Below are 25,796 nucleotides of genomic sequence, written 5' to 3'. Positions count from 1 at the left end.
TCATTTTAGACAAAAATATATGACTTTTTACACATGCTCTGCCTTTACTAAGCGTTGCAAGTGCATCGTTAAATAAATACTTTCAGCTTCATATACAGGTAGTTGCAACTCTTTTTGCATGACCTTAACTAGCTTCCAAGCCAAGTTATAGCAAACTGGATACTCCGCCTTTAATAAATCAGCAAAACTTTGCGATTCCTCTACTTTTTCTCCTTTTTTCACCCTCTCAATAGCATATTGAAGATGACGAATAAGACGTAAATAATGAATGCTCTCTTGATCTAATGTAATTTGTAAGTTTGTCTCAATTAAAGATACAAGTTGTGCAATGAGACGGGAGTTTTGATTAACTGAAGATAAATCAGAATTTGTAAGCGAACTGTAAATGTGCAGTGCAATAAAACCAATTTCTCCTTCAGGCAATGTAATTTGCAAACGAGAATTTAAAAGTTCTACAACACCTTCCGCAATTTCATATTCCTCTGGATAGAGCATTTTTGTTTCAACTAAAAAAGGGTTATCAATTGTAAGTCCTTGTTTTAACCTTTTAATCGCAAATGAAATATGATCTGTTAACGCAATATGAATATGTTCATTTAGTGGAGATTTCGCTTTTCCTTGAATGTACAGCATAATATCGTTCATCAATTCAATTAATTTTTCACTAATATGCGGCACTAATAATTTGTATTGTTCACGATCACGTTCATTTTTTAAGACAAACATTTTTTCGATTTGTTCTTGCTCCAATACATCTTTCGCTTTTTTCCCAAATCCAATTCCTTTACCAATCACTACTACTTCCTCGTGTTCCGGATGGCTAGCAATGATGACATTATTATTTAAAACTTTTTTAATTTCTAGATAATTACTCATATAACACCACCCTCGTACTTAAATAGCCTACTTTTATGTTACAGAATATTCTTCTTTGTCGTCAATGTAAAACATCTGCCATTTAATAAAAATTCATTTTTTAGACATGTTTATATATGATGCGTATAATGTAAGAGCAACTGTACATAGAAAGGAGATAACAGCATGATTAAAATGTTTGTAAGTGATATCGATGGTACAATGATGCAACACGGAGGTCTTATTGATGAACAAGATGTTGCGGCACTGCGCAGCCTTGCCGAACAAAATGTTATTCTTTGCTTCGCTTCCGGAAGACTTGATAATGAAATTGCAGACTTAATGAAAGCTGTAAATACAAATTTTCATCGTATTAGTGTAAATGGTGTTTTTGTATATACACATGAAAATAAACAACTATTATCTGCAACTTTTGATTCCAGCATACTTCCCGATTTGTTAGCTATGACGAGTGAAGAGCCTTATTTCCGTTATGTAAGTGATGAGCATAATTATTACATTGAAGAGAAAACACCTTTTATTCAAGAACTTGAACAACAAGTAACTATGACTTCTGTTGAAGAACCAAACTTACTACAGAAGATTGATGATACAATTTTCCCAAATAAAATTTCTGTCGGTGGAACAAAGGAAAGCTTACAACTCCTTCAGAAAAAAATTGATGAAAAATTCCACGGGAAAGTTAGTACTTTCATCTCAGCAGAACAATGTTTAGATGTAATGCCACCGAATGTTAGTAAAGGCTCTGCCATTTCTGTTTTATTAAATGAGTTTCAAATAAAACCTGAGGAAATTGCTTGTATAGGGGATTCTTACAATGACATTCCTATGTTTTCTTTAACTCCTCACAGTTTTGCTATGTCACAAGCAGATGATGCAGTAAAAAATCACGCTCACTATGTAGTAAATCACGTCAAAGATGCTGTTAACCACGTAATTGCTCATAATAAAAATACGACTCATTCCTTATAAGGATGAGTCGTATTTTTATTTCTTTACATGTTAACCATTTTCAATTCCACTGTACTTCACAAACTGAAATATACTATTTGTTACGTGCGATATTCGTAATAAATTTATAACGATCTCCACGATAAATACATTTCACGTACTCTAGCGGTACCTCACCTTCTGAATATGACCATTGACGCATTACAAGTACAGGCGCCTTTTTAGGAATATGCAGATGTTCAGCTTCATTTTCCGTCGCAACGGAAGCTTCAATTGACTGAGTAGCGCTAACAAGTTTAAAGCCCAGTTTTTTCTCTAAATGTTCATATAAAGATTGTTGCAATATCTCTTCGTTAATATCTTTTACAAGAGCTGGCGACAAATATGTCGTCTCAAAAGCAATCGGTTCATCATCAGCTAAGCGAATACGCCTCACTTCATAAACCGATTCCCCCTCCTGTATTCTCAACCGGTCTGCTATTTTAGCAGTAGCTGGAACTAGGCGGAAACTAAGTAATTGACTACTTGGGTTCATCCCACGAGAAATCATGTCTTCTGTGAATCCCGTCATTCCTTGCAATTTTTGTTCCACTTTCGGAAGTTGGACAAATGTTCCAATTCCACGCTTCCGATATAAATAGCCTTGTTCCACTAAATTATTAATCGCCTGTCTGATTGTCATTCGACTCACTTCGAACTTATCACAAAGTTCATTCTCAGATGGGATTTTATCTCCCGGCTTCCATTCGCCGTCCTCAATTAGCTGTTTCACCCACTCTTGAATCTGATAATAGATCGGAAATGGTGAATACTTGTCGATGTTCATCAGCAATCGCCTCACTGCATAAAGATAGAGCTTCTTGATCAGCGATTACGGTTACATTCGGATGACGTTGTAAAACTGTAGCCGGACACTCTTCACTATATTCACCTTGCAATAATTCTTTAACAGCTTCTGCCTTTTTAGAACCCATAGCAACAAGTAGAACTTGTTTCGCTTTCATAATGCTTCCAATTCCCATTGTAATCGCATGAGTTGGCACATCTTCTTCTTTTTCGAAGAATCGAAGGTTTGCTTGGCGTGTAGATTCTGTTAATTCAACAATGTTTGTTGGAGAATTAAACGGTGTTCCTGGCTCATTAAATCCGATGTGACCGTTTTCACCGATTCCAAGAATCTGTAGGTCAACTGGGTTAGCAGCTAGAATGCTCTCGTAACGTTTGCACTCTTCCTCTAAATCACTTGCCATCCCGTTTGGTACATAAGTTTGTTTAAATGGAAGATGATCAAACAACTGTTCTTGCATGAAATAGTGATAGCTGTTTTTATCTTCATGTGGTAAATTTACGTACTCATCTAAGTTTACAGTGGTTACACGGCTTGTATCAAGTTTATTTTTTCGCATTTCTGCATAAATACCTAATGGAGAGCTTCCTGTAGCCATTCCTAATGTTGGATTTTCTTTTGTTTTTACAACTTCTTCAATTAATTTATAACCTGCTTCTGCTAGTTCTTCTGGAGTTTTTACAACAAGAATATTCATTTAATTACTTCCCTTCCTTCATATGAATTCCTAAACGAACCGTATCATATACATGTAAATCTTCATTCATCACAACAAAGTCTGCATCTTTTCCTACCGCTAATGCACCTTTATTATTTAATCCAAACTCTTCTGCTTGGTTAACTGATGTCATCAGTACTGCATCTTCGATTGAACAACCTGTAAATTCAATTACATTTCGGAAAGCTTGATCCATTTTTAAAATACTACCAGCTAACGTTCCATCTTCTAATCGAGCACTACCATCTTTTACATGTACTGGCTGTCCGCCAAGCTCATATAATCCATCTTCAAGACCTTTTGCACGCATTGCGTCAGTAATAACACTTACTTTTTTTGGTCCTTTTAACTTATATGCTAATTTCACCATATCAGGGTGAATATGAATACCATCTGTAATTACTTCAACCATTACATCTGGATTTAATAACACATGACCAACAACTCCTGGTTCACGGTGATGTAATCCACGCATTTGATTGTATAAATGTGTTGCATGTGTAATTTTTCTATTTTTTAGTTGCCCATCAATTGCATCTGTATGCCCCATTGTGCCAACTACACCAGTTTCAGCAAGATATTGTTCAAACTCTAATGCTCCCTCTTCTTCTGGTGCATATGTTACTAATTTAATTAAATTCCCACTTGCTTCTTGCCATTGTTTAAATTGCTCAATATTTGCAGGAACGATATGTTCAAGTGGTTGTGCACCTGCACGTTTCTTTGAAACATAAGGTCCTTCTAAGTGAATATATTCGAAATGCGCTCCTTTTTCTTTTGCTTCTTTTGCAGCAGTTAACGCTGCTTCAATTGCCTCTGGAGCTTGTGTCATTGTTGTTGGGAAGTAAGTTGTAACCCCTTCTTTTAACATTTCTTTACCTAGAGTTACTAACCCATCGCTATTTGCATCCATCGCATCAATATCGTATCCACCATGAATATGAACATCGATCATACCTGGAATTACAATCTTCCCTGTAGCATCAAAAACAGTTTCATTTTCTTGTGGTACATATTGAGCCATCAAACCAATTTCTTTAATGGTTTCTGCGTAACGAATAAATCCGTTTTCCACTATTTCTTGACCTGTGTAAATTTTGGCATTGATGACAATTTGCGTTTTCATTTTCATCGATCCTTTCCCATGAATTACCTACTTGTTATTATTACCTTATTCGCCTAGTTCCATCTTAATATACACACGAGTAGTTGTCTATACATTCTAATAAAATTTCCTTTTTATTCAACAGAAAAGGAAATTTCTTACGTCTCTTATAATTATAATATATATTATTCATTTTTCCAAAAAGGGACAGTATCGCCCCCTAATATAGAAATCACTTCAATAATGGCATTAACCCGCTAGACTCTAACATAATATGTTCACCATCTGTTTCCATTTCTACTGTACTTTTATTCGTTCTATATACCATTATACCGTGCCTTTTTAAGCGTTTCACTACACTTTGGTGAGGATGTCCATACGGATTACTACTCCCGTACGACAAAATAGCAAACTGCGGTTCCACTTTTTTTATAAACGTTTCACTTGTTGAAGTATATGAGCCGTGATGCCCCACTTTTAACACATCTGCATGGACATCAAATTGTTTTAATATTTCATGTTCTGTCCGTACATCCGCGTCACCCATTAATAAAAAATCCGCTTTTCCATATCGCACCTTTAAAACAATTGAGGATTCATTATTTTCATCTTTTGATTTCCCGTTGTTTAATACTTGTATAGAAACATGTGGATCCAGCGGTATATATTGTCCTTCCTTTACTGAAACGAAAGGTATCCCTCTTTTTTTTATATTATTCCGATACGTATGATAAGTAAGAGAACTATATGTTTTTCCGCTATCTAATATAAGCGATACCGGCATTTGCTCTACAATTGGAATTAACCCCCCTATATGATCCATATCGGGATGCGTACTGACAATTACATCTAAATGATTAATCCCTTTCTCAATTAATTTCTGAATAATAACCTCTCCTGCTTCATAAGGTCCTCCATCAATTAACATTGTTTGTCCATTTGGCATTATAATAAGTGTTGCGTCACCTTGCCCCACTTTTAAAAAGCTCACTTTCATTTTACTAAGATGTTGCCGATGCATATGTAAAGGAGACGTAGTATGAATGGACAACATATACCTTTTAGCTGATGCGCTATTTAAAGAAAAACATAATAAAACAGAAACTAATAATAAAATAATCCGCATACCTCTCATAACTCGTCTCCTTTTTTCATTTAGTATGGCACTGTAAATAATTGATATACAAAAAAAGCTTAGCAAAATGCTAAGCTTTTATTTCGATATCTCTTGTAAGGAACCGAAGAATAAATCTGCTTCATTCATTTGTTCATTCTCTTCAGAAAGCGGTGGTAAATCATCTAATGTTTTCAATCCAAATGTGTCTAAAAATTCTTTTGTTGTTCCGTATAAAATAGGACGCCCTGGTCCTTCTGCTCTTCCCATTTCTTTTATAAGTAAATGTGAAACCAACGTTTGTAACGCCTTATCAGTTTTAACTCCTCTAATCTCTTCCATTTCAGTCCTTGTGATTGGTTGGCGATATGCAACAATCGCTAACGTTTCGAGGGCAGCTTGTGAGAGTGAAGCAGCTGTTGGTGTATCTATTAATTTTTGATAATATGAAGCATGTTCTTTCTTTGTAGCAAAACGATATACTTTTGCATACTGTACAATTTGCAAACCACGGTTTGCACCTTCACATTCTTGTTGCATTTCTTCTAAAATATTAATTGCTTCATTCATTTCAATTTCAAGAACTTTCGCTATTTGTTCTGGATAAATCCCTTCATCACCAGAAACAAATAAAAGGCCTTCAATAATTGACTTTTGTTCTTTCCTATCCATTTCACGAGCTCCTTCCTTCTATTTTCTCATAAAAATACACATCAAAAAACCGAATCACAATTAATGCGTTCGGTTCAATATTTTTTCTCTTGTTCCAAACGATACATTAAAACATAGCATGAGACAAAATGTTGCTATCCCATTTTCACATACTTGCTCTATGCAGATTTATTAGAGCTTGATACGAAAATTTCATCAAAATTATGTTCTTGCTCAATTATGATTTGTTGATTTTTCATAAGTTCCAGAACTGCTAAAAATGTTACAACCATTATTTCACGTTCATCATCAACAAACAAATCATAAAAACTTTGGCGACCACCCTTTATTTTTAACTGTTTTAAAATATCAGTCATTCGCTGTTCAATTGGTATTTCTTGACGAGTAATACGTGTTGTTACAGGTTTTTTTGCCTTTTTACGGCGCATTAATTTTTGAAATGCTGCTAGCATATCATATAACGTAACATCAAGAGGTAAGCTTGTCTCCTCTTCTTGTTGCAACGATGTAAAGTCAATTGGTGGACGTGTATATAGCTGTGCTCTTTCTTGTTCTCTTTCTTTTAACTCAGTAGCAACTTGCTTATATTTCTTATATTCAATTAACCTCTCCATCAATTCTTGACGAGGATCATCTATAAAATCATCACCGTTATCAAGTACATCTTCTTCATGTTTCGGCAACAACATCTTACTTTTAATTTGTAATAACGTTGCAGCCATTACTAAATACTCACTTGCAACATCTAATTGAAGTTCTTTCATCGTATGCACATAAGATAAATATTGCTCTGTAATATCTGCTACAGGAATATTATATATATCAATTTCATAACGATGTATTAAATGTAACAATAGATCTAACGGCCCTTCAAAAGCCTCTACTTTAAAATTATATTGCACAAAGCATCCCACCACATTTTTTCTATAACAACATAAGTATAGAGCATACTCATGTTCTATCCAACCTTTTTAAGAAATTTAATTAAAAATAGACCGATGCCTATGTCATCATGCCCACCACTTCATATGATAACAGTGTAGTAAGAACAATGTAGGAGGTCAAAAAACTATGGGTCACGTTGATTGTGGTTTTAGCGGTGGGTTCGCATTACTTGTTGTACTGTTTATTTTACTAATTATTGTAGGAGCAGCTTGCTTCTGCTAATATGAACAATAACGGCTAGGGGGAAACCTCCTAGTCGTTTATTGTTCATATTTCTATGATACACTTATATGTATAACCGTTAGATAGGAGCGAGAAAACATGTATCCTACCGAATACATACAATTTTTAATTCATTTCCATGGAGATTATGACTATTTTGAATGCCACGAAATACTAGAAGAGTATTGGAAGACAAAACCAAGAGGTAATCGTGATCATTACTTAGTTGGTCTCATTCAAATTGCAGTTTCTTTATACCACCAAAGACGTGCTAATTGGAATGGTTCTACAAAAATGATGAAAAGCGCAATTACAATTTTAGAAAAAAGCGGTGTGCCTTTACAACGTTTAGGAATTAATCAAGTACAACTTCTTTCCTTGCTCAATGAAAGATTGCAATCTATCCATAAAAAAGAACGTTTTGTACCTTTATTTTTACCCTTATCAGATTCATCGTTAGAGAAGCAGTGCATAGAGTTATGTCAAAAACAAAACCTCTCTTGGAAAGACTTGAATGCTATCCCAGGTGAATATATTATAAACAAGCACACTTTGCGTGATCGCACAGAGGTCATCACTGAACGAAACGAACAATTACAAAAAAGAAAGCAGAGATAATAAACTACTTATCTCTGCTTTCACGAATGTATATTTTGTTCTAGCCCTTTACATTTTTCGCAAAAACTTGCTGTTTGCTCATTTCCGCAAATTGTAAACTCAAGAAATTTACTCTTTAACTCTTGAACCATCTTCGTCCCAATCCCCACATGACGGTGAGACGGGTTCACACTCAAATGCTGAATTTCTAATACTTGATTCTCTTTTTTTACAATCCCCATTATTCCAACAAAATCTTCATTTTCTTTCCACAAATACAATTGCCAATCATCTTTTGCTTCATATTCTTTCATTGTCAATTGTAATGTTTTCACATCTTTTTCAGTTGGCATAAACGAAAGAAGCCCCATTGCAATTTTTTCATAACTTTTTTTAAAACGAATTAACATAACCCTTATCCCTTCTTACAAAAGTTACAAACTAGTAATCCCCTCAATCACTCTTTTCATATCACATTCATTTTACAATATTTTCAACAGAGTGAGAAGAGTCTAAAACAACTTGATAATCATACAAAGCGAAAAGAAGAAAGTCAAATCTATGTTTCAGCACTATTCCTTTAATAAATAGAGTTAAAAAAAGAAAATTTTATATGGAATGGAAAGAAACATATCATTCAACAGCACTTCATTTATAGTTACTCTAAAGCAGCACAATTCTAGCAAAATTAACATAACAAAAAATATTTATTGAAACATATAATGTAATGTATTCTATGTAATTGGTTAAAGGTTTGTTCTCACAAGCAATATATTTTAGCAACAATACTACTTGTATGATGAGCTGTAGAAGTAGTACTCAATCTCATTAAAAATAAAAAAGAGAGCAAAAGCTCTCTTTTTCCTTACCTTATTCTTCCCAAACTTTAACTTCTTTCATTACATCGCCTTGACGCATTTTTAATACTGTTTCAATACCGCTTGTTGCTTTACCGAATACAGTATGAACACCATCTAAATGCGGCTGTGGCTCATGAACGATAAAGAATTGGCTACCGCCTGTGTTACGGCCAGCGTGAGCCATAGAAAGTGATCCTACAAGGTGTCTATGAGGGTTTCCATCAGTTTCACATGGAATAGAGTATCCTGGGCCACCTGCACCTGTACCTGTTGGGTCTCCACCTTGGCTTACGAAGCCAGGAATAACACGGTGGAATGTAACACCGTCATAAAATCCTTGCTCTGCTAATTTTTTAAAGTTTTCTACTGTTTTCGGTGCTTCTTCTGGGAAAAATTCCAAGTCGATTTTTTCACCGTTTTCCATTAATATGTATCCTAAAGTTTTCATACGTATATGTCTCCTTTCAACTATCTCAGCACTATATTACCACATTCATGACTAGAAACAAAAAGAATCCGACAATCTAGATACTTCTTTTTTGAAATGTGGAAAAAGCTAGGTGACAAATAAGAAATATATACTATAATAACTTTGTTGCCCGAAAATTTTAGAAAGAGAAAGGGAGCGATTTTTCGTGAAAACGAAATTACTAGCTCTGCTATTAGCTGTAACGGTATTTATGATGCCAACAGCTTCGTTTGCAGACATCATCGAGGGAGAATCAATTGTTACATTAGGAGAGAACTTATCTGAACAACAAAAACAAGATCTGTTAAAAGAAATGAAAGCACCGAAAGATGCTACAATTATTACTGTATCTAATGCGGAAGAACATAAATTTCTAGAAGGCATTGTTCCAAAAGCACAAATTGGTACGAGAGCAATTTCTTCTTCTATGATTACATACACAAAACCAGGATCTGGTCTTATTGTACGATCAAAGAACATTAACTGGGTAACAGATGCAATGTACACTAACGCTTTGATTACAGCAGGTGTAAAAGATGCAGAAATTCAAATTACTGCACCTTTTAAAGTTTCAGGAACTGCAGCTTTAACTGGATTAATGAAAGCATACGAAACTGCATCCAATAAACAAATTCCTGAAGAAGTTAAAAAAGTAGCGAATGAAGAAATGGTACAAACAGCCCAGCTTGGTGATAAAATTGGTGAAGAAAAAGCAGTTCAACTTGTTGCAAAAATTAAAGAAGAAATTGCAAAAGAACAGCCAAAAACAACAGAAGATTTACGTTCATTAATTAAAAAAATTGCTGATCAACTCGGCATTACATTGACAGATGAACAGTTAGATAACTTAGTATCGTTATTTGATAAAATGAAAAATCTTAATATCGATTGGAATCAAGTTGGTAGTCAATTAAACAAAGCAAAAGAACACGTTTCTGCCTTCTTAGGTTCTGAAGAAGGACAAAGTTTTCTAGATAAAGTGAAAGATTTCTTCTCAAGTATCATTGATTTTGTTAAATCTTTATTCAAGTAAAAAAGAAGCCCGCCAGTGACGGGCTTCTTTTTTATACAAGTAACGGTAATTTCATAACAGCCTCTTCAACCGAACGCACTATATGATTTGCTTTCTCCTTTACATATGGATGGGCATGATGAAGAGTAAATGAATGCGGGGTTACTTCAAACATAGAAATATCATTGAAAGAATCTCCAATACAAGCAACTTCATTTGCTTCAATTTGCAAATGGTCCATTAGTCGCTTTAGAGCACTCCCCTTACTCACGCCTCTTGGCATAATATCAACATAGCGTTTACCTGATATAAAAACTTCCGCTTCGCCTTGAAACATATCTCGTAGCTCTTGATCTAACGTCACAATTTTCTCTTCTTCTCCAAAAACAAACAATTTTGCAGGGTGTACAGTCTTACCAAACTCTTCTTCTAACGCTTCAATTTCAGCGATATGCACGCCCATATACGCTTCAAAATTATGGTGATGTTCATTCTTCCTTTTTGTATATCGCTGCTCATTTGCACAAACAATATCCGCTAGTCCTTTTTTATGTATATATCGATATATTTCCTGGGCAACCACATTTTCAAAACTCGATTCATGAAATAAATTTCCATCCGGAAGCAACATTGTCGCTCCATTTAAGCCAGTTGTGTAATATGGGAATGAAAACCTTTTTACAACTTCATCAATTCTGTGTGTAAAGCGGCCAGAGGCAAAACAAATATTTGTCCCTTTCTCAGCTAACCAACACAGCGCACGTTCATCTTCTTTTTGCATATGATTCACATCGTAAACGAGCGTGTCATCTAAATCACTTACAAATAATTTAATCATGTCCTCTTCCCCTTCCATACACAATATCTACTCTAAGTGTACACAAAAAATGTTTGATTTTTGTTAAAAAATAATAAATTTTTGCTAAAAAAAATAAACGGGTGTATAATCCCGTTTATTTTTGTCTTTTTACATTTTGAGGTCTTACAATACTTGGTCGTACTTTTAAACTAGACATCGTTGGACGGAGTAAAATTTTTGTTAATGCGCCCCAATCAAATGGTAAAAACGGCCATAAATAAGGTGTTTGTAAACTTTTTATAGACGTTAAAAATAAAATTAATATCGTCATACCAATTACAAATCCCATCTCATGGAAGAGGCCTGTTAAAATAATAACAAACAATTTCCCAACCTTATTCCCTAATCCTAATTCATAACTCGGTGTTGCATATGCACCAATCATCGAAACTGCTACATACAAAATTACTTCTGGCACAAACAAACCTACATCAATTGCAATTTGACCAATTAATATAGCGGAAATCAACCCTGCTGCAGACGATAACGGCGTTGGAGTATGAATGGCTGCCATCCTTAAAAACTCAAGTCCGACCTCTGCCATTAACACCTGTAATAAAATTGGTAAATGCGTCATCTTAGTCGGTCCAATAAAAGCAAGATTTGCTGGCAAAAGAGTTGGATCAAATACAAACACTAACCAAAATGGTAATAAAAATAACGAGAATATAACACCTAAAAAGCGCACCCAGCGTAAAAATGTACCGACAGCTGGATTTTGTCTAAACTCTTCCGCGTGCTGTAAATGATGAAAATATGTTGTCGGTGTAATCATAGCACTTGGCGATGTGTCAACAAGTACTAACACATGTCCTTCTAGTAGATGATTTGCTGCTACATCTGGCCTTTCTGTATATCGAATAAGTGGGAATGGGTTATAGCTTTGCTTTACAACAAATTCTTCTACTGTTTTATCCGCCATCGTAATTCCATCTACATCGATGTTATTTAATTCTTGTTTTATAATCTTTACTAAATCTGGATTTGCAACATCTTGAACGTATGTAATACAAATATCCGTTTGTGATCTATCTCCTACTCGAACCATTTCATTTCGAAGACGTGGATCTCGAATTCTTCTACGGATTAATGCTGTATTTACAACGATATTTTCAACAAATCCATCCCTTGCACCGCGTACTACCTTTTCGGTATCTGGTTCTGTCGGCGTTCGCCCTGGATAACTACGAACATCGATTGCGAACGCTTCCGTTTCACCTTCCACAAATATCACGATGAGTCCTGATAATACTTGGAGCATTACCTCATCCATCGTTTTCACTTTACTTACTTGTTGATGGATTAAGCGATTCTCTAAAAGCTTCACTGTATCTTCTTCTACATCCCTTATCTCATTTGTATCCACCGCTTCTTCTAAAATAGGGATAATATAATTTGTATCACAAAGTCCGTTTACAAATAACACACCAATTTCTTTATTCAAAATTTGAAATTTACGAATGCCAACATCGTATGTAACGCCTAGTCCTACTGTCTGCTTTAAATAATTTTCATTGTCACTTATGAAAGTTGATATAGGGATATCCACTTTTTTAGGCTTCGTCATAAAAACCACTCCTTTCCAAAATTAATTGAATTGCTTTCTTCGTAATAGGTGATCCCCTCTCCCATTCATCATTTCCACACATCTTACCAATGTCACCGACTCCAACGATGACAGGAACATTCAAGTCATCTAAACAATAAATTGTATCTCCGCTAATTCTGCCAATTTCGCCATCTGGAAGTCCAAATTTATCAACACCGTATTCGGTTAAATTCCCGTTCCGATCTACACTTACATCTACACGTGCCCATTCCCAATGATGCGTATTAGACGCTACCGCTAAAATACCGAGCACATCAATTTGTTTATGGGTAGCCACATATTTTAAAGCCTTTTCACCAGATCCTTCTCCAATAAATCCACTGTCATCAAACATGACAAATACAGGGTCATATGGCGTTTGCATAATAAGCTCAACAACTTTTTTCCCTGTCAATTTGGTTGGATTACTTTGTGATGCTGAAATACACCTTCCCCCAAATTCCTTCGTTAAAAGCTCAATTGTCCGCTTTGCATATTCATCTCCATCTGTGACCAAAACAACCCTTCGTCTCATTTGATTTATCCTTTCGGTTTACATATAAGTGCTATAAAAAACGAAAACAATATCGCTGCGGAAATGCCCGCAGACGTTAAACTAAACATGCCAATACCAATTCCTAAATATCCATGTTTTTCTGCTGCATGCATTGCTCCGTGCAATAGTGAATGTCCAAAACTTGTAATAGGGACTGTTGCTCCAGCACCTGCAAACTTTATTAGTTTATCGTACAATCCAAATCCATCTAAAATTGCTCCGATGACTACAAAAGTTGCCATTAAATGAGCTGGTGTTAACTTTACAAAATCTAACAATAGTTGCCCAATTAAACAAATAACTCCACCTACAAGAAATGCATATATAAAATCCACAATTCACTCTCCTTTAACTCTCTCAAATACGACACCATGTGCAATTGTTGGAATCGTTTCCTTTTGTTGCATCATCATCGGGCTTAATAATGCACCAGTCGCAACGACAAAAATTCGTTGTAAATTCCCTTTTTGCATCTCGTGTAATAAATGACCATATGTGACAACTGCTGAACAAGCGCAACCACTACCACCTGCAAACACTTCTTCTTGACTTGATTCATAAATCATCAATCCACAATCATTGTATATATGCCCAAGATCATAACCTTCCTCAAGTAAAAGTTGTTTCGCAATCGGCGTCCCAACAGCTGATAAATCACCCGTAACAATCAAATCATAATCATCGGCACTTCTTCTTAAATCTTCAAAATGTTGTTGAATTGTATGAGCTGCTGCTGGAGCCATCGCTGCTCCCATATCCAAAGGATTTGTGATTCCTAAATCTTGCACTTTTCCAATTGTAGCCGACGTAATTTTAATTGCACTTTTTTCATTGCTAATTAATATAGACCCTGCACCAGTCACAGTTGAATTTGCTGTCCCTGGCTTTTGTCCACCGTACTCTGTTGGATAGCGAAATTGTCTTTCAGCCGTTGCATTATGACTACTTACTGTAGCTAAAACACGATTTGCAAATCCACCGTCTATAAAAGCTGAGCCAACTGCTAAAGTCTCCATAGACGTCGCACAAGCGCTAAACATTCCTAAAAAAGGAATGCCCCACTTACGCGCAACATAATTTGCTGTCACTGTTTGATTTAATAAATCTCCTGCTAAAAAGAAATCAATTTGCGATGTTTTTATATTCCCTTTTTGCACTGCTTGTTGAATTGAGTCTGACATTAATCTTCGTTCGGCGAGCTCCCAATTTTCTTCTCCACAATGCAATTCATCATATGAAATATCAAATTTTTTCCCAAGAGGGCCCTCAGCTTCTTTCGGACCGACAGCAGTACCCGTTGCATTCACATATATGTCATTTTGAAATACCCACGTTTGTTTTCCGGTCAACCTCATACTAGCCCCTCCTTTAAGACATAAAAATTTTAAAGGTATACCTTATTAACCCAATGATATATGCACCAACAACCCCAAATACAATCACACTTCCTGCCAGTTTAAACATATTTGTAGCAATCCCTAGAACAACCCCTTCGCTCTTATGTTCTAAGGCAGCGCTCGCCATAGAATTTGCAAATCCTGTTACCGGTACCGCTGATCCTGCTCCAGCAAATTGACCGATTTTATCATATACACCACACCCTGTTAAAATCGCGGATAATAAAACAAGGGTTGCAACAGTTGGGTTTCCTGCCTCTTGTTCACTGAAGTGAAAATAATGTATATAAAATTTCATCAATACTTCTCCAACTGTGCAAATGAGTCCACCTACAAGAAATGCTTTCATACAATTTAGTAAATAGTTTGGCTTTGGATGATACTCCTTCACTTTATTTATGTAATCATCCTTCAATTTCTGACTTGTCATTTATATACTGCCTCCTACTTTACGAAATAAATCCAGTGAAACAACGATCCTATTACTTTCCCAAGTACAAGAGCAACGAGTAAAACAATAATCTTCCCCTCTATCCCTACTCGTTTCGCTAAAATAGGTAGAACATTTAACACCTCTGTTAATGCCGCAGCAAGCATTCCGATGAACGTGCCACAAAATATCCCTAATATAACGAGCCAGTATTGCGACGTTTGAAATGTAATGTTTTTCAAACTGCACCAAGCCCCTGTTAAAGTACCTGCAATGACTGCCCACTCAAAATATTGAATATGCTTTCCACTTCTCGTTAATTGGGCTAAACGGGGGATTATACCAAGTACAGCTAAAAATGCGACATATCCGCTACCTACCGCAATCCCTCCAGCTAAACCAATTAAAATAACAAATCCAGACTCAATCATCGGCAAGTTGTTTCATATTATCCTTGTTTTCATTAACGATTACATACTGATCAAGTGACTGTTGGTATTGAAACATCTCAACTTCTAACGGACTCGGCTCTTCATTAATTCGCTTTTGAAATACATGATTAAAAAATAAAACCATCCCTAAGCCAAGACCTAAAGAATAAGGAATTTGAAATAAAAGTGGTTGTGCATTAAATTCTCCAGTAATCATGTAATATAACCGTTGATGTACTTGTTGCATACTTACATCTTCATGGAAATAAATGATCGCAAGGGCCGCTCCAATGAACAGTAACAGCCATACAAGCCCGAAAAAAATTGGGTGTGTCTTCTTTTTTTCGTATATAATTTCAACAAGAGTTTGTCCAGAACCGAGTAAATTAATTTGTACATGAGATGCTTTCTGTTGAATAATCTCAATTACTTTCATAACATCAATTACAACATGCGTCTTATCATGCGCTGTTATTTTGTAAACTATCTCATTTTGTAACAACTCAACTACGGAAGAATCTCCGGCAAGTTGAGCAACATCGCCCAGCTTTACTTCATAAGTAGGAGAAACTTTTAAACGATTGCGCATTTTAATATAAATCGTTTGTTCCAACTTTCATTCACCCCTTCACTCTTCCTCGTAGTTGTAGTATGGTTATTGAATTTTTTTCTAATACAATTTTTTCATAAAAAAACATCTGCACCATTTCGGTACAGATGTTTTTTACTTATGCCTTTTTCTTAAATAAGTTTGCAATACTTAATGCAAGCCCTCCCCAAATGACTACTATTCCAATAACCATCATCATAATCGCTGATCCACTCATTATGAAACACCTCGATCTTTCCATTCTTTTTCAAGCTTGGCAGAATCCGAATGAATTTGTGCATCCCATTTTTTCAGGCCAATGATTATTGCAACTATGAGGAATGCTGCTGCTATCGACCAACCATACGTTACAACAAACTCAGTCGGATAATCTCCATAATTCTTTTTAATATTTTGGATTGTACCATCAATTAGCATATACCCTAACATAAGTGGAGTAATAACGAGTAAACTCACTCTCCAAAACGTTCCTAATTTAATATCAGATACAAAGTTGGCATGATTTTGATAAACTGGTAAACGACGTAAAATGAGCCCTATCGTAACTACTTCCGCAAGTGCAATTGTAATTAATCCGAAATTATTAGCGAAATAGTCGACAACATCTAAGAACATAAGCCCACCACGTGTTGCAAATACAAGAGAAACTAACACGAGAAGGGTTCCCATAATTCCAATGGTTTTTTCCCGACTTAAACTGAATTTTTCAGATACAGCGGCAAAACATACTTCCGCGAGTGAAATAAGTGAGGTGATTCCAGCAACCGTTAACGATAAGAAAAATAATACACCAAACAACGGTGACATCGGCAATTCATTAATAATTTGTGGAAATACTACGAACGCAAGCCCAACGCCAGCACTTGCTACTTTATCAACCGGTACTCCCATATTATTTGCCATGAATCCAAGAGCTGCAAAGACCCCAATACCTGCTAATAATTCAAATCCTGAGTTTGCAAATCCAGTAATAAAGGCATTATTTGTTGTATCCGAGTTTTTCGGTAAATAACTAGAATACGTAATCATAATTCCAAATGCTAAAGATAAACTAAAGAATATTTGACCATAAGCAGCAAGCCATACTTTCCCATCAAAAATACGACTCCAATCTGGTTTAAAGAATGCATCTAGTCCTTGCATAGCGCCTTCCATCGTCACTGCACGAACGACGATAATAAGAAACATAACAACTAATAAAGGAATAAATATACGGTTAACAACTTCGATTCCTTTTTTAACTCCTTTAAATGCAACGCCAAGCACAATAATCCAAACGAGAGCTAACGGAATTAATACTTCCGGTACAAGTCCTCCAAATTGTCCTGGCTTATCTGCAACATGTAAGTACTCTTTAAATAAAAATGATTGCGTGTCTTTTCCCCATGCTCCAGTAATTGCAAAGTATGTATACGATATAGACCAAGCAATAATCACTGCATAATATGTTGAAACGATAAATGTTACGCACATTTGCCACCATCCAATAAATTCGGCACGCGGGCTAATACGGAAAAATGTAAGTGGTGCTGAACCACGGTGACGATGACCAAGGGCAAACTCAAACGCTAACAATGAAATACCAGTCGTTAATAATGCAAATAAGTACGGTAAAAAGAATGCTCCTCCTCCATTTTCATACGCTGTATAAGGAAAACGCCATATGTTTCCTAATCCAACGGCAGATCCGACCGCTGCAAAAATAAATCCAGCTCTCGTTCCCCATTGTTGCCTCGTTTCCATGTTTCCTTCCCCCTTTATGACAAGTTCATACTTGGATTATATTTCAAATTAACTAAATTATCAATAAATTCTGTTAATTTTTGAGAAAATTAACATCTCTCTCCTATTAACAGCATAAAAAAATCGAATAGACAATTATTCGTCTATTCGATCTTTCATCTGTTTTAATATTTTCTTTTCAAGTCTTGAAACTTGTACTTGCGAAATGCCTATGCGCTCTGCTACTTCTGATTGTGTCTGATCTTTATAGTAACGCAAGTATACAATTAAGCGCTCTCGTTCATCTAGTTCTCTAATCGCTTCTTTTAAAGCAATTTTATCGAACCATTTCGTTTCAGATTGATCTGCAATTTGATCTAAAATAGTGATTGGATCTCCATCGTTTTCATATACAGTTTCATGTATAGATGAAGGGGCCCGGCTCGCTTCTTGTGCTAGAACAACTTCCTCTGGCGTTAGTTCTAGTGCCTCTGCCACTTCATTAATCGTTGGAGCCCTTCCGAATTCTTTCGAAAGCTCATCTCTCATCTTTCGAATTTTGTTTCCTGTTTCTTTTAAAGACCTACTAACTTTCACTGATCCATCATCACGTAAGAAACGTTGTATTTCACCAATAATCATTGGAACTGCATATGTTGAAAATTTCACGTCGAAAGATAAATCAAATTTATCTACCGATTTCAAGAGCCCAATACATCCAATTTGAAATAGGTCGTCTGGTTCGTATCCTCGATTAAGAAACCGCTGTACAACCGACCAAACGAGGCGCATATTACTTTGAACGATTGTATCTCTCGCTTGTTGATCTCCATCTTGACTTTTTTGAATTAACGCTTTTAGCTCGTGGTCCTTTAACTGAGGTTTCTTCTTCTCATTTTTGACCTCTATGTCCATAGGCTATTCTCCTTAATTGCATAGAGCGTTACTATTTGATAAGTATTTTGTCAAATGGATTGTTGTCCCGAAAGATTCGTTTGAAATAACTTCTACTTCATCCATAAAATTTTCCATGATAGTAAATCCCATTCCGGAACGCTCTAATTCAGGTTTAGTTGTAAAAAGGGGTTGTCTCGCTTCATCTAAGTTAAAGATTCCAATCCCTTCATCTCGAATCGTGAGTTTCACCATTGCTTCTTCCAAAATTACAGAAATATAAACAATACCTTCTGCATTTCCTTCGTATCCATGAATAATTGCATTTGTAACCGCTTCTGACACAACTGTTTTAATCTCCGTTAATTCTTCCATCGTTGGATCTAGTTGTGCAATGAAAGCCGCCACAGTAACGCGAGCGAACGATTCATTTTGACTTAATGCTGAAAATTGAAGGTTCATTTCATTTCTCATCTATGCCACCCCCAACGTCGCGAGCGCGTGCGCTTCACTTTCTTCTAAGCGAACGATTTTGAATAAGCCCGACATTTCAAATAAACGCTTAACAGGCGGTGAAATTGCACAAACAACCATTTCTCCACCTAATCCCTTTACGTGTTTATATCGGCCTAATATAACACCTAGACCAGAACTATCCATAAAAGATAAGTTCTCTAGGCTCAAAACAATATGATGAACACCATGTGTCTCAATCATATCTGTTACTTTCGTTCGCAACTCTTCAGCCGTATGATGATCTAATTCACCCTCTAGTCTCACACATAGGACGTCACGTTTTACTTCTAATTGCATGGAAAGACTCACACGATTTCCTCCTTATGCTCAAACTTTACTTATTCACATACATAAAGATTTTCGTGATACAAAATAAGAATCCTTCCTGCTGACAAAAGAAGAACTATTTCGTCATAAAGTGAAACCTTTCAGCATTATTCACTTATATACGAATAGAAAAGCGGCAAAATATTTGCCGCTATTTTGATGTTGAAAACATCCCAAAACTTCTTTTAAATAACTCCCACCAGCTCGCTGCAGCAACATCTTCTTTTGCTACAATTGTTTGTTTTAATAAAACATCTTTATCTTTTTTAATAACAAGTGTACCAAGCGCGTCACCTTTTTTAATCGGTGCTTTTACTTTCTTTTCAGCAATTACTTCTTGTTTTACCTTGTCCATATTCTCGCCCTTCTTCATAAGAAGAGAAACATTATCTGATGCAACTAAATCTACTTTTTCTTTTTTCCCTTTCCCTACTTGAACTGTCTTAATTTTTTCGCCACGCGTATACAATTTCTTTGTCATATATTGTCCAAATGCATAGTCAAGAAGCTTCGTCACTTGGTTGTTCCGTTCTTTTGATGTTGGTGCTCCCATGACAACTGAAATGACACGCATGCCATTTTTTTCAGCCGATGCTGTTAAACAATATTTCGCTTCTGTCGTAAAACCTGTTTTTACTCCATCTACGCCAGGGTAAAAACGTACTAGCTTATTCGTATTAACGAGCCAAAACTTTTTATCCGTATCTTCACGTAAATAATCTTCGTACTTACCTGTGTATTTACGAATAAGTGGATACTTCATCAATTCTCTCGCCATTATAGCCATATCATTTGCTGTCGAATAATGGTCTTTGGCCGGAAGACCTGTTGGGTTTTGAAAATGTGTATTTTTCAGCCCTAAATCTTTCGCCTTTTTGTTCATCATATTTACAAATCCTTCTTCTGAACCTGCAATATGCTCGGCTACTGCAACAGATGCGTCATTTCCAGATGCAATTGCAATACCCTTTAACATCTCATTTACAGTCATCTCTTCCCCAGGTTCTAAAAAGATTTGCGATCCACCCATTGAAGCTGCATGTTCACTCGCTCTAACTTTATCGGTCAGTTTTAATTTTCCTTTTTCAACTTGTTCCATAATTAAAAGCATTGTCATAATCTTTGTCATACTAGCAGGTGGTAATTTTTCATTTGGGTTTTTATCAAATAAAACTTTACCTGTATCTTGCTCAATTACGATTGCTGACGACGCTTGTTCCGCTAACTTCGGCGTTGTTTCTTCTGTTTTCTCTGGCTTCGTTTTCTCAGATTGCGCGAAACTCACTGAAGTTCCAGAAAGCAATAACATGAAACAAAAAAGTATTCCAAAAACTCGCTTCATGACTAACCCTCCATTCTATATCAGACCTATTTTTTCCAATTTATCTTTTTTTAATACCAAATTTTTCTAACATTTTTAGTTGACAAACACATTCTCCCCCTATATTGTATTAAGTGTATTACACACAGTAGTACACTTAATACATATGAGGAAGGAGACATTGCTCTTGCATATTCAACTTGATCCAAGAAGCAACACTCCGATATGGGAACAAATTGTTCAAAATATAAAAGAACTCGTATTGAAAAACATGTTGGCTCCAAGTGATAAACTTCCTTCTGTACGCGAACTCGCTTCTTTACTCGTTATAAATCCAAATACAGTGAGTAAAGCGTATCAAGAGTTAGAGAGACAAGGAATTATTGAAACGTTACGAGGAAAAGGAACATTTGTATCCCAATCGATTACCCCAACATTAGACGAAAGGAAAATCGCTATGGTTGAAAAGCAATTTCATCAATTACTATTAGAAGCCTCTTATCTTGGTATTACGAAAGATAAAATTCATGATTGGATAGATTCATACTATAAAGAGATTGGAGGGAATACGGATGTTGAAAGTGACAAGCTTGAAGAAAACAATTGATAATCAAACAATTTTAGACGATGTTTCTTTCACATTACAAAAAGGTAGTATCGTCGGATTACTTGGAAGAAACGGCGCGGGAAAAACAACTTTATTACGAACGATGGTCGGCATTTTAGACCCAGACGAGGGAACTGTTACATATGAGGATATCGACATCCATAAAAATCCTGAAACGAAACAAAAAATCGTATATGTTCCGGATTCTACTAACATACTGAACGGTTATACAGTAAAAGAAATCGTGAAGTTTTATAAAGCAGTTTATACAGCATTTGATGAACCATATTTCTACGAACTACTAGAACGTTTCAACTTACCAAACAAACGAATTCGTAGTTATTCAAAAGGAATGAAAGCACTGCTTGCCATCATTTTAGCTGTTGCTGCAAAAGCAGAATATATTATTTTAGATGAACCAACAAACGGACTTGATCCTATCGTTAAAAGACAGATTTTACAGTTTCTCGTTGGAGAAGTTGCAGAAAAAGAAATTACCATTTTCATCTCTACCCATCATTTAGATGAAGTGGAACAAATTGCAGATACAATCATTATGTTAAAAGGACATACTGTAGCATCTATTACGTCACTAGACGATGCAAAATCACAATTTGCAAAAATACAAGTAGCTTACGAGCGTTCATTACCTCAAAAACTAGAAAACTTAAGCAATATTAAAATATTAAATCAAACAGGAAAAGTGTATACGATTTTAATTGAGGGAAATGTGGCTACAACACTGGAGAAGTTTTATAAAGAGCAACCACTGCTCATTGAAGAATTAACAATGTCACTTGAAGATGTCTTCGTTACGACACTGGAGGAGGATGGATATGTTTCATAAAGCGTTGTGGATGTGGAATTGGAAGCGCGGGAAATATGCTGCGTTACTTTTTCTCTTCAGTTCACTTTATTTTTTATCTTTCGAATACTATCAAGCAGCAGAAACTCAACAGTCTCTCTTTCTCCATCCAGAAAAAATAGGTGAAGAAAAGTTCTACTATCATTATTCTTTTTATTCTTCTAATAGCTTTTGGTTAGGTATTATTACAATTATCCTATCCTGTATATTAATTGGCTGGGAGCGAAGTAATCAAAATGGAGATTCACTTATGACATTTCCATTTAAAAGACGTGATATGTTCTTATCGAAATGGGTTTTCGGTGGATTTTTCATTGTACTATCATTTCTAATCAATTGGGGTCTTATGTATTTTATTTATAAATCTACGATTCACTTTGAATATCAATCTTTCGAACCATTTCATCGATATTTCCTGTACGCAATTTTCACATATATCGCTATCTATACTGTCTCTTTATGTATAGGTACATTTACTGGCAGTATTATTTCACAAAGCATCTTCAGCATTACTTTTTGCATAATGGGAATGGGAATTTTTTCACTCTTACTCCTTTTCTTTACAGCTCACGCTGAGGCAATACAGGGGAATAAAAGTTATACGAATTTCGAAAACATTTATACATTCAATAAAAAGACCAACATTTCAAGCGCTATATTAGACTTTTCAATTAGTTATAATTACCACCCTACTGTCCAATCAGATGAAGATCATGGAAAAGTAATACAAAGGGGACCCACTTTTCATAGTTACTACTCTGCAAAAGTAATACTTGTTCCTATCTTCTATACTATTTCCAGCTTACTAATTGGTATGTTTCTTTATGCACGATCACCTAATGAACATAATAAGAAAATTTTCCTTTTTCCAAAATACAACTCACTCTGGATGTGGGGTACTACCTTTTATTTTGCATTAATAGGTGGGCAAATGTTAAAACGTTTTGATTTATTATTTAGTTACTATGTTGGATTCTTTTTATTTGGAATCGTCACTTATTTTATATTATCACGTCTTACAAACTATAAAGTTTTTTAAAGGAGAGATCCTATGTTTCAAAAAGCATTATGGGTACATACCTACAAACAAAGTAAATATATTGTTTGGCTATTTTGGTTAGTAAGTTTTTATGTACTATCATATAAATACTATTTAGCAGCTGCCGAGCAATTAAAATATTTTCATGAACATAATGAATGGAAATATATATACCGATATAATTATCAACTTTCACTTCCCGATGCTATTATGGTTCAAGGAGGACTCCTTATTATATTAGCCTGCATTCTTATTGGATGGGAACGTCAAAATCAATCAAGTGACATTTTATGGTCTATGCCATTTAAACGAACACATCTCTTCATAACGAAATGGCTTTTTGGTGTGTGTAATATTGTAGCTATCGTTATACTAAATTGGGGACTTTTTGCTATTATGAAAAAGACAACCTTTCATAATAAGTATCAAATATTTTCACCATTTCATACTTACTTCTTATACATGGTTATTATCTTAGTTGCTATATATACACTTGCATTATGTATAGGAACAATTGCTGGTAATATGATTTCACAAGGATTTTTCAGTGTTGCTATACTTGGATTCCCTTTTATTTTGCCGGCTCTAATTGCCGGAGCTATTTCTATTCATACGGTTGGACTTACTTCCAATCATACCGTCTATACGGAGGAAAATGTAGATCGTTACGGTTCAGTAATAGAAAAAGTGAGTATTTTAGCGCCAGTTCGCGGATTCAATATTAAGTTTAATTACGATCCTCAACGTGCTTATACTGATCAACAAGGCGTACGTCATGATGAACCTAATTTTACGTATATTCCTTCAGCAACAAAACTTACCGGTCCAATCGCAAATATACTTATTCTATTCCCTTTAGGAATGTACTTATATACAAGATCACCTAATGAACAAAACGGAAACTTTTTATTATATCCGAAGCTTAAAACACTATGTATGATATGCTGTGTAATCTTTATTGGAATGTTTGGAGGAATGGCAGCGGGCGGAAGTCATTCTATCGTAAATTATTATATTGGTTTTATAGGGACCAGTACGATAGTCTACCTACTATTATCTCGCTTATTAAAATTTAAATTTTCTTGGCGTGTGAAATAACCTCCTCTTTAAGAGGAGGTTATTTCACATTCTCTCTCCTATCCCCATACACCATCTCTTCTTTCATCCCAAATCCATCACCATTTTGCACAATTTGCTCTGTCGGTGCAACTACACTTTCGGCAATTTTCCATTCCCCACGCTCTTTTACGAATACTTGTAGAAAATAGTTCATGCCATCTAATTGATATGCATTTTCTTTTTTCACATTATAGTGAATCGCAATGTAGTACACTTGAATATTTTCTTTTCCTATTTTTGATACGTATTGCGATAGTCTCGGTATATAGAGTGCTGCTTTCTGAAAAGATAGTTGCTTCGCTTTAACAAGCGATGAACTTGTTACATTACGTAATGTGTCCCGATTACGAATATTATCGCTATGGTGGAATAATACTGCGTTTTGCATAGAACGAACCCATAATTTTGAATATAAGACTGTATTATCGTTTTCGATGTACTTCACTTCTTTTCGCACCACTTGGATAGGCGTATCTGCGTACGTGAATGTTTGAAAACAGAAAAAACTACCAAATAAAATGGTAAGTGCAGCAATATATTTCATAATCTTTCCTCCGATCTTTTAATTAAAGTATCGGAGTTTCAAAATATTTTTATTCAAAAGAAAAAGGATAGGAGTGCTTTCGCTTCCTATCCTCATTTATTATAATACGCGGCCAAATAGTTCTAAGACCATTTCTATTTCTTGGTCGCTCCAACCTTTAAATCTCTCTTTATAATATTCTTTACGCACAGCTTCAAGTTTTTCAGTTACTTCTCTTCCGTGCTCTGTAATTTCTAAGTACACGATTCGACGATCTGAATTAGAACGTTTTCTTTCTACTAATCCTTTTCGTACGAGACGATCTGTAACAGCTGTAATATGACTGGAGGTTACGTTTACTTCACTCGCAATTTGCGAAGCCATCTGTGGACTGTTTAAAAATAACGCACGTAATACAGAAAATTCATTATATGGCATATGTTCTGCAAAACGTGTATTAATATCATTTTGTAATAAACGTATCATTTTTCGAAATGATGCAGATAAATCTAAAATCAGCGTTTCTCTTTTTTCGTTCAATAGCCTCGTCCCTTTTTTATCATATTTACACATATTATAATCTATAAATACCTATGTTGTATAT

General features: G+C 35.4%; 33 protein-coding genes. 8 read left to right on the top strand and 25 right to left on the bottom strand.

What is annotated here, in order from left to right; genetic code table 11:
* Window positions 1–27: 27 nt before the first annotated feature.
* Window positions 28–876 (bottom strand): glucose PTS transporter transcription antiterminator GlcT, encoded by an 849-nt coding sequence (gene glcT / locus M1D66_RS07185; RefSeq protein WP_000073858.1) that lies wholly within the window; start codon window positions 874–876, stop codon window positions 28–30.
* 165 nt (window positions 877–1,041) lie between these two features.
* Between glcT and M1D66_RS07180 the strand changes: the two genes are divergently transcribed.
* A complete protein-coding gene (locus M1D66_RS07180; protein ID WP_242555080.1) occupies window positions 1,042–1,848 on the top strand; it encodes an HAD family hydrolase in 807 nt (268 codons plus the stop codon).
* Between the two features lie 73 nt (window positions 1,849–1,921).
* Here the strand turns inward: M1D66_RS07180 and phnF are convergent, their stop codons facing one another.
* From phnF to scpA, 6 genes are all read right to left on the bottom strand, one after another.
* Window positions 1,922–2,653 (bottom strand): phosphonate metabolism transcriptional regulator PhnF, encoded by a 732-nt coding sequence (phnF, locus tag M1D66_RS07175; RefSeq protein ID WP_021727649.1) that lies wholly within the window; start codon window positions 2,651–2,653, stop codon window positions 1,922–1,924.
* Window positions 2,583–3,371, bottom strand: a complete 789-nt coding sequence (gene nagB / locus M1D66_RS07170; RefSeq protein ID WP_001024210.1) for a glucosamine-6-phosphate deaminase — start codon at window positions 3,369–3,371, stop codon at window positions 2,583–2,585. The genes phnF and nagB overlap by 71 nt, the downstream gene beginning before the upstream one ends.
* A gap of 4 nt (window positions 3,372–3,375) precedes the next feature.
* On the bottom strand, window positions 3,376–4,518 hold the full coding sequence (nagA, locus tag M1D66_RS07165; protein WP_006928115.1) for an N-acetylglucosamine-6-phosphate deacetylase: 1,143 nt from the start codon (window positions 4,516–4,518) through the stop codon (window positions 3,376–3,378).
* 211 nt (window positions 4,519–4,729) lie between these two features.
* Entirely contained in the window at window positions 4,730–5,632 is a 903-nt protein-coding gene (locus M1D66_RS07160) for a ComEC/Rec2 family competence protein (protein WP_242555079.1), read from the bottom strand.
* A gap of 78 nt (window positions 5,633–5,710) precedes the next feature.
* Entirely contained in the window at window positions 5,711–6,283 is a 573-nt protein-coding gene (gene scpB, locus M1D66_RS07155; RefSeq protein ID WP_000375168.1) for a segregation/condensation protein ScpB, read from the bottom strand.
* A gap of 158 nt (window positions 6,284–6,441) precedes the next feature.
* Window positions 6,442–7,185, bottom strand: coding sequence for a segregation/condensation protein A (scpA, locus tag M1D66_RS07150; RefSeq protein ID WP_001199753.1), 744 nt, complete (start codon window positions 7,183–7,185; stop codon window positions 6,442–6,444).
* Window positions 7,186–7,354: 169 nt separating this feature from the next.
* Between scpA and M1D66_RS07145 the strand changes: the two genes are divergently transcribed.
* Both M1D66_RS07145 and M1D66_RS07140 read left to right on the top strand, forming a co-directional pair.
* Entirely contained in the window at window positions 7,355–7,450 is a 96-nt protein-coding gene (locus M1D66_RS07145) for a YjcZ family sporulation protein (RefSeq protein ID WP_000510194.1), read from the top strand.
* A gap of 99 nt (window positions 7,451–7,549) precedes the next feature.
* Window positions 7,550–8,068 carry a DUF309 domain-containing protein gene (locus tag M1D66_RS07140; protein WP_000283597.1) on the top strand — a complete coding sequence of 173 codons (519 nt, stop codon included), beginning with the start codon at window positions 7,550–7,552 and terminating at the stop codon, window positions 8,066–8,068.
* Between the two features lie 20 nt (window positions 8,069–8,088).
* Here the strand turns inward: M1D66_RS07140 and ribT are convergent, their stop codons facing one another.
* On the bottom strand, window positions 8,089–8,457 hold the full coding sequence (gene ribT / locus M1D66_RS07135; protein WP_000908401.1) for a GNAT family N-acetyltransferase RibT: 369 nt from the start codon (window positions 8,455–8,457) through the stop codon (window positions 8,089–8,091).
* A 460-nt stretch (window positions 8,458–8,917) separates the two neighbouring features.
* On the bottom strand, window positions 8,918–9,355 hold the full coding sequence (locus M1D66_RS07130; protein WP_000853782.1) for a peptidylprolyl isomerase: 438 nt from the start codon (window positions 9,353–9,355) through the stop codon (window positions 8,918–8,920).
* A 187-nt stretch (window positions 9,356–9,542) separates the two neighbouring features.
* On the opposite strand from M1D66_RS07130, the gene M1D66_RS07125 reads away from it, so the two are divergent.
* The gene (locus tag M1D66_RS07125; protein WP_000850515.1) at window positions 9,543–10,409 is read left to right on the top strand and encodes a DUF1002 domain-containing protein; all 867 of its coding nucleotides are present in this window, start codon (window positions 9,543–9,545) and stop codon (window positions 10,407–10,409) included.
* Between the two features lie 31 nt (window positions 10,410–10,440).
* On the opposite strand, the gene M1D66_RS07120 is transcribed toward M1D66_RS07125, so the two are convergent.
* The 14 genes from M1D66_RS07120 to dacF form a co-directional block, all read right to left on the bottom strand.
* Window positions 10,441–11,244, bottom strand: a complete 804-nt coding sequence (locus M1D66_RS07120) for a Cof-type HAD-IIB family hydrolase (RefSeq protein ID WP_002024734.1) — start codon at window positions 11,242–11,244, stop codon at window positions 10,441–10,443.
* Window positions 11,245–11,341: 97 nt separating this feature from the next.
* Window positions 11,342–12,814, bottom strand: coding sequence for a spore germination protein SpoVAF (gene spoVAF / locus M1D66_RS07115; RefSeq protein ID WP_000165595.1), 1,473 nt, complete (start codon window positions 12,812–12,814; stop codon window positions 11,342–11,344).
* Window positions 12,801–13,370 carry a stage V sporulation protein SpoVABEA gene (spoVAEA, locus tag M1D66_RS07110; RefSeq protein ID WP_001254415.1) on the bottom strand — a complete coding sequence of 190 codons (570 nt, stop codon included), beginning with the start codon at window positions 13,368–13,370 and terminating at the stop codon, window positions 12,801–12,803. Before spoVAEA ends, spoVAF begins: the two co-directional genes overlap by 14 nt.
* Before the next feature lie 5 nt (window positions 13,371–13,375).
* Entirely contained in the window at window positions 13,376–13,726 is a 351-nt protein-coding gene (spoVAE, locus tag M1D66_RS07105; RefSeq protein ID WP_000345916.1) for a stage V sporulation protein AE, read from the bottom strand.
* A gap of 3 nt (window positions 13,727–13,729) precedes the next feature.
* Window positions 13,730–14,746, bottom strand: a complete 1,017-nt coding sequence (spoVAD, locus tag M1D66_RS07100) for a stage V sporulation protein AD (protein ID WP_086386166.1) — start codon at window positions 14,744–14,746, stop codon at window positions 13,730–13,732.
* A gap of 13 nt (window positions 14,747–14,759) precedes the next feature.
* Window positions 14,760–15,218, bottom strand: a complete 459-nt coding sequence (gene spoVAC, locus M1D66_RS07095; RefSeq protein WP_086386165.1) for a stage V sporulation protein AC — start codon at window positions 15,216–15,218, stop codon at window positions 14,760–14,762.
* A gap of 14 nt (window positions 15,219–15,232) precedes the next feature.
* On the bottom strand, window positions 15,233–15,649 hold the full coding sequence (gene spoVAB, locus M1D66_RS07090; protein ID WP_078439078.1) for a stage V sporulation protein SpoVAB: 417 nt from the start codon (window positions 15,647–15,649) through the stop codon (window positions 15,233–15,235).
* Window positions 15,642–16,238, bottom strand: coding sequence for a stage V sporulation protein AA (locus tag M1D66_RS07085; RefSeq protein WP_002026275.1), 597 nt, complete (start codon window positions 16,236–16,238; stop codon window positions 15,642–15,644). Before M1D66_RS07085 ends, spoVAB begins: the two co-directional genes overlap by 8 nt.
* 139 nt (window positions 16,239–16,377) lie before the next feature.
* The gene (locus tag M1D66_RS07080) at window positions 16,378–16,476 is read right to left on the bottom strand and encodes a methionine/alanine import family NSS transporter small subunit (RefSeq protein WP_000016826.1); all 99 of its coding nucleotides are present in this window, start codon (window positions 16,474–16,476) and stop codon (window positions 16,378–16,380) included.
* Window positions 16,476–18,002, bottom strand: a complete 1,527-nt coding sequence (locus M1D66_RS07075) for a sodium-dependent transporter (RefSeq protein WP_000450088.1) — start codon at window positions 18,000–18,002, stop codon at window positions 16,476–16,478. Before M1D66_RS07075 ends, M1D66_RS07080 begins: the two co-directional genes overlap by 1 nt.
* A 135-nt stretch (window positions 18,003–18,137) precedes the next feature.
* Entirely contained in the window at window positions 18,138–18,896 is a 759-nt protein-coding gene (gene sigF, locus M1D66_RS07070) for an RNA polymerase sporulation sigma factor SigF (RefSeq protein ID WP_000350729.1), read from the bottom strand.
* Window positions 18,897–18,908: 12 nt separating this feature from the next.
* Window positions 18,909–19,349 carry an anti-sigma F factor gene (spoIIAB, locus tag M1D66_RS07065; protein WP_001243398.1) on the bottom strand — a complete coding sequence of 147 codons (441 nt, stop codon included), beginning with the start codon at window positions 19,347–19,349 and terminating at the stop codon, window positions 18,909–18,911.
* Complete coding sequence (spoIIAA, locus tag M1D66_RS07060; protein WP_000059135.1) at window positions 19,350–19,700, bottom strand: anti-sigma F factor antagonist; 351 nt, start codon at window positions 19,698–19,700, stop codon at window positions 19,350–19,352. It lies immediately after the preceding gene.
* A 169-nt stretch (window positions 19,701–19,869) separates the two neighbouring features.
* Window positions 19,870–21,060, bottom strand: coding sequence for a serine-type D-Ala-D-Ala carboxypeptidase DacF (gene dacF / locus M1D66_RS07055; protein WP_086411650.1), 1,191 nt, complete (start codon window positions 21,058–21,060; stop codon window positions 19,870–19,872).
* Between the two features lie 166 nt (window positions 21,061–21,226).
* On the opposite strand from dacF, the gene M1D66_RS07050 reads away from it, so the two are divergent.
* Genes M1D66_RS07050 through M1D66_RS07035 form a run of 4 tightly spaced genes read left to right on the top strand, consistent with a single transcriptional unit; the run spans window position 21,227 to window position 24,648 of the window.
* Window positions 21,227–21,646, top strand: a complete 420-nt coding sequence (locus M1D66_RS07050) for a GntR family transcriptional regulator (protein ID WP_000548027.1) — start codon at window positions 21,227–21,229, stop codon at window positions 21,644–21,646.
* A complete protein-coding gene (locus M1D66_RS07045; RefSeq protein WP_000922137.1) occupies window positions 21,612–22,493 on the top strand; it encodes an ABC transporter ATP-binding protein in 882 nt (293 codons plus the stop codon). The genes M1D66_RS07050 and M1D66_RS07045 overlap by 35 nt, the downstream gene beginning before the upstream one ends.
* A complete protein-coding gene (locus M1D66_RS07040; protein ID WP_137049547.1) occupies window positions 22,483–23,550 on the top strand; it encodes an ABC transporter permease in 1,068 nt (355 codons plus the stop codon). Before M1D66_RS07045 ends, M1D66_RS07040 begins: the two co-directional genes overlap by 11 nt.
* A 12-nt stretch (window positions 23,551–23,562) precedes the next feature.
* Window positions 23,563–24,648 carry an ABC-2 transporter permease gene (locus tag M1D66_RS07035; RefSeq protein ID WP_086386164.1) on the top strand — a complete coding sequence of 362 codons (1,086 nt, stop codon included), beginning with the start codon at window positions 23,563–23,565 and terminating at the stop codon, window positions 24,646–24,648.
* A 19-nt stretch (window positions 24,649–24,667) separates the two neighbouring features.
* On the opposite strand, the gene M1D66_RS07030 is transcribed toward M1D66_RS07035, so the two are convergent.
* Together M1D66_RS07030 and M1D66_RS07025 are read right to left on the bottom strand one after the other, a co-directional pair.
* Window positions 24,668–25,213, bottom strand: a complete 546-nt coding sequence (locus M1D66_RS07030; protein WP_000873787.1) for a hypothetical protein — start codon at window positions 25,211–25,213, stop codon at window positions 24,668–24,670.
* A 99-nt stretch (window positions 25,214–25,312) separates the two neighbouring features.
* Entirely contained in the window at window positions 25,313–25,732 is a 420-nt protein-coding gene (locus M1D66_RS07025; protein WP_001003307.1) for a MarR family winged helix-turn-helix transcriptional regulator, read from the bottom strand.
* Window positions 25,733–25,796: the final 64 nt, after the last annotated feature.

Source organism: Bacillus sp. PK6-16 (genome assembly GCF_056530295.1).
Note: the sequence above shows the minus strand (reverse complement) of the source record. Positions and strands in the feature narration are given on the sequence as shown.